Origin of the sequence: Microbispora sp. H10830, assembly GCF_014161375.1 — a bacterium.
GTDB classification, from domain to species: Bacteria; Actinomycetota; Actinomycetes; order Streptosporangiales; family Streptosporangiaceae; genus Microbispora; species Microbispora catharanthi.
The window spans coordinates 1-3,171 of the sequence record NZ_JABBWX010000043.1 but is presented as its reverse complement, the minus strand read 5'-3'; the positions used below and the strand labels follow the sequence as shown (position 1 = coordinate 3,171).

Annotated in this window: 3 protein-coding genes and 1 pseudogene; all 4 read left to right on the top strand. The window is 68.6% G+C overall.

Features of this window, described 5'->3' with window-relative positions; translation table 11 throughout:
- The coding region (locus HHX35_RS42280; protein ID WP_182904232.1) for an ABC transporter permease at positions 1-509 on the top strand (509 nt) is incomplete at its 5' end.
- 120 nt (positions 510-629) lie between these two features.
- The gene (locus tag HHX35_RS42275; protein WP_182904231.1) at positions 630-1,691 is read left to right on the top strand and encodes an ABC transporter substrate-binding protein; all 1,062 of its coding nucleotides are present in this window, start codon (positions 630-632) and stop codon (positions 1,689-1,691) included.
- 15 nt (positions 1,692-1,706) lie between these two features.
- A complete protein-coding gene (locus tag HHX35_RS42270; RefSeq protein ID WP_310739687.1) occupies positions 1,707-2,876 on the top strand; it encodes a Gfo/Idh/MocA family oxidoreductase in 1,170 nt (389 codons plus the stop codon).
- Between the two features lie 30 nt (positions 2,877-2,906).
- A pseudogene (locus HHX35_RS42265) lies at positions 2,907-3,171 on the top strand (sugar phosphate isomerase/epimerase); the annotation flags it as partial.

Sequence of the window (3,171 nt, the reverse complement as noted above, 5' to 3'; positions counted from 1 at the left end):
ACAACTCGCTGATCGTCGATCTGTCGACCACGCGGGTGCTCGGGCTGCCGCTGCTGGTGTATGTGTTCGCGCTGGTGGTGCTGATCGGCTGGCTGGTGCTCAACCGTACGACGTTCGGCCGGCGCACTTATGCGGTGGGTGGTAACCCCGAGGCGGCGCGGCTGGCCGGTATCGATGTGCGGAAGCACACGCTGATGTTGTATGCGCTGTCGGGTCTGTGCTGCGGGATCGCCGCGGTGCTGATCATGGCGCGGACCACCACCGGGTCGTCCACCCATGGTGATCTGTATGAGCTGGACGCGATCGCCGCCGTCATCATCGGCGGGACGTTGCTGAGCGGTGGCCGGGGCACGATCATCGGCTCGATCCTCGGTCTGCTGATCTTCACTGTGATCACCAACCTGTTCATCCTCAACGGCCTCAACACCGCCGACCAGCTCGTCGCCAAGGGCGCGATCATCGTCGTCGCCGTGCTCCTGCAGCGGCGAAGCCTCAGATCACACACCTGACCCCCGGCACCCCCTTACCCGATCTTCCAGGTCCGCCGCCGTACGGCCGCGGTCCCGGTCTCGTACGCCCCTTTCCTCGCCTTTCCTCGCTTTTCCACCCCCACTGCAAGGGAGAACGACATGACCCAGAACCCCGGCCGCCGGGGCTTCCTCCTCGGCGGAGCCGTCCTCGGTGCAGGCGCCCTCATCACGGCCTGCACCAGCAACGAGCCGGCGGCGCAGGCGAGCGCGCCGGCCGCCGCTCCCGCCGCCGCGGCCACGGGCGGCAACGACGCCCCCGGCGACAAGGTCGTCATCGGGTTCTCGGCCCCGGCCGCCGACCACGGCTGGATCGCCGCCATCAGCAAGAACGCGGCGGACGCGGCCAAGCAGTACTCCGACGTGGAGTTCAAGCCGGTCGAGCCGACCAACGACATCAACCAGCAGATCTCCGCGGTGGAGTCGCTGATCCAGGCCAAGGTCAATGTGCTGGTGATCCTGCCGAACGACGGCCAGCAGCTCAACCAGGTCGCCCGGCAGGCCATGGACGCGGGCATCCCGGTGGTCAACGTGGACCGCGTCTTCCCGGACAAGCTGTCCTACCGCGCCTGGATCGGCGGGGACAACTACGGCATGGGTGTGGCCGCCGGCCACTACATCGGCAAGACGCTGAAGGACAAGGGCGTGGCCGACCCGGTGATCCTGGAGATCCAGGGCATCGCGACGCTGCCGCTGACCCAGGACCGCAGCAAGGGCTTCGCCGACGCGCTGAAGACCTACGGCTTCAAGGTGACCGCGCAGCAGGACGCCAAGTTCACGGTGGAGTCCGGCACGCAGGTGGCCAGCAACCTGCTGCAGGCGCACAAGAAGATCGACGCCATCTGGAACCACGACGACGACCAGGGCATCGGTGTGATGGCCGCGATCAAGGAGGCCGGTCGCGACGAGTTCTTCATGGTCGGCGGCGCCGGCTCGGCCAACGCGATGCGTGACATCCAGGCCGACAACAGCGTGCTGAAGGCCACGGTCACCTATCCCCCGACGATGGCCGCCTCGGCGATCAAGATCGCCCGGCTCATCGCCCAGGGCAAGGGCATGAGCGACCTGCTGGAGCAGGAGGTGCCGCAGTCCATCACGCTGGCATCGGAGACCGTCACCAAGGACAACATCACCAAGTACCTGCCGCTCGGCTTCGAATCCTGATTCGGGGGAGATCTAGTGACAGAAAGCAGGCCGGCGCTCGGTGTCGGCATGGTGGGGTACGCGTTCATGGGACGTGTGCACTCGCAGGCATGGCGGAGCGTCGCCTCGGTTTTCGACCTGCCGGTAAGGCCCGTCATGGCGGCCTTGTCCGGCAGGTCGCCCGGCCGCACGGCCGAAGCCGCGGACAAGCTCGGCTGGGCGGCCGTGGAGACCGACTGGAAGCGGCTCGTCGAACGCGACGACGTGCAGATCGTCGACATCTGCACGCCGGGTGACAGCCATGCCGAGATCGCCATCGCGGCGCTGGCGGCGGGCAAGCACGTCCTGTGCGAGAAGCCGCTGGCCAACACCGTGGCCGAGGCCGAGGCGATGACCGCGGCGGCGAAGGAGGCGGCGGCGCGCGGGGTGCGCAGCATGGTCGCCTTCAACTACCGCCGCGTGCCCGCGGTCGCGCTGGCCCGGCGGTTCGTCGAGGAGGGCAGGCTCGGGGAGATCCGGCACGTGCGGGCGCAGTACCTGCAGGACTGGATCGTCGACCCGGAGTTCCCCCTGGTCTGGCGGCTCCAGAAGGACAAGGCCGGGTCCGGCGCTCTCGGCGACATCGGCGCCCACATCATCGACACCGCGCAGTTCATCGTCGGCCGGTCGCTGACGGGGGTGAGCGCGCTCACCGAGACCTTCGTCAAGGAGCGCCCGCTCGCCGAAGGGTCGAGCGGCCTGGCCGGCGAGGGCGGCACCGGTGAGATGGGCGAGGTGACGGTGGACGACGCGGCGCTGTTCATCGGCCGCTTCGAGGGCGGGGCGCTGGCCTCGTTCGAGGCCACCCGGTTCGCCACCGGGCGCAAGAACGCGCTGCGCATCGAGATCAACGGCTCGGCGGGCAGCCTGTCCTTCGACTTCGAGGCGATGAACGAGCTGTGGTTCTACGAGGCCGCCGAGCGGGACGCCGGGTTCCGGCGGATCCTCGTCACCGAGCCGGACCACCCGTACGCCGGGGCGTGGTGGCCGCCGGGCCACGGCCTCGGATACGAGCACACCTTCGTCCACGAGACGAAGGACTTCCTGGAGGCGATCGCCGCCGGCACCGACCCCGCGCCGTCCTTCGAGGACGGGCTGCGGGTGCAGCGGGTGCTCGCCGCGGTCGAGGAGAGCGCCGCCGCGGGGTCGGCCTGGACCTCGGTGTGATTGTCCACAATTTGTGAGAGCGGGAGTGAGATGACGCGACCGATCACGTTGTTCACCGGGCAGTGGGCGGACCTGCCGTTCGAGGAGGTCTGCCGGCTGGCCTCGGAATGGGGCTACGACGGCCTGGAGATCGCCTGCTGGGGCGACCACTTCGAGGTCGACAAGGCTCTCGCCGACGACTCCTACATCGAACGCAAGAAGGAGACCCTGGCCAAGTACAACCTCGGGGTGTGGACGATCTCCCACCACCTGGTCGGCCAGGCCGTGTGCGACCACCCCATCGACGAGCGCCACA

Excerpts from the sequence above, each read along its gene's own strand:
- HHX35_RS42275 (WP_182904231.1), top strand. The coding sequence starts at position 630 with ATGACCCAGAACCCCGGCCGCCGGGGCTTCCTCCTCGGCGGAGCCGTC.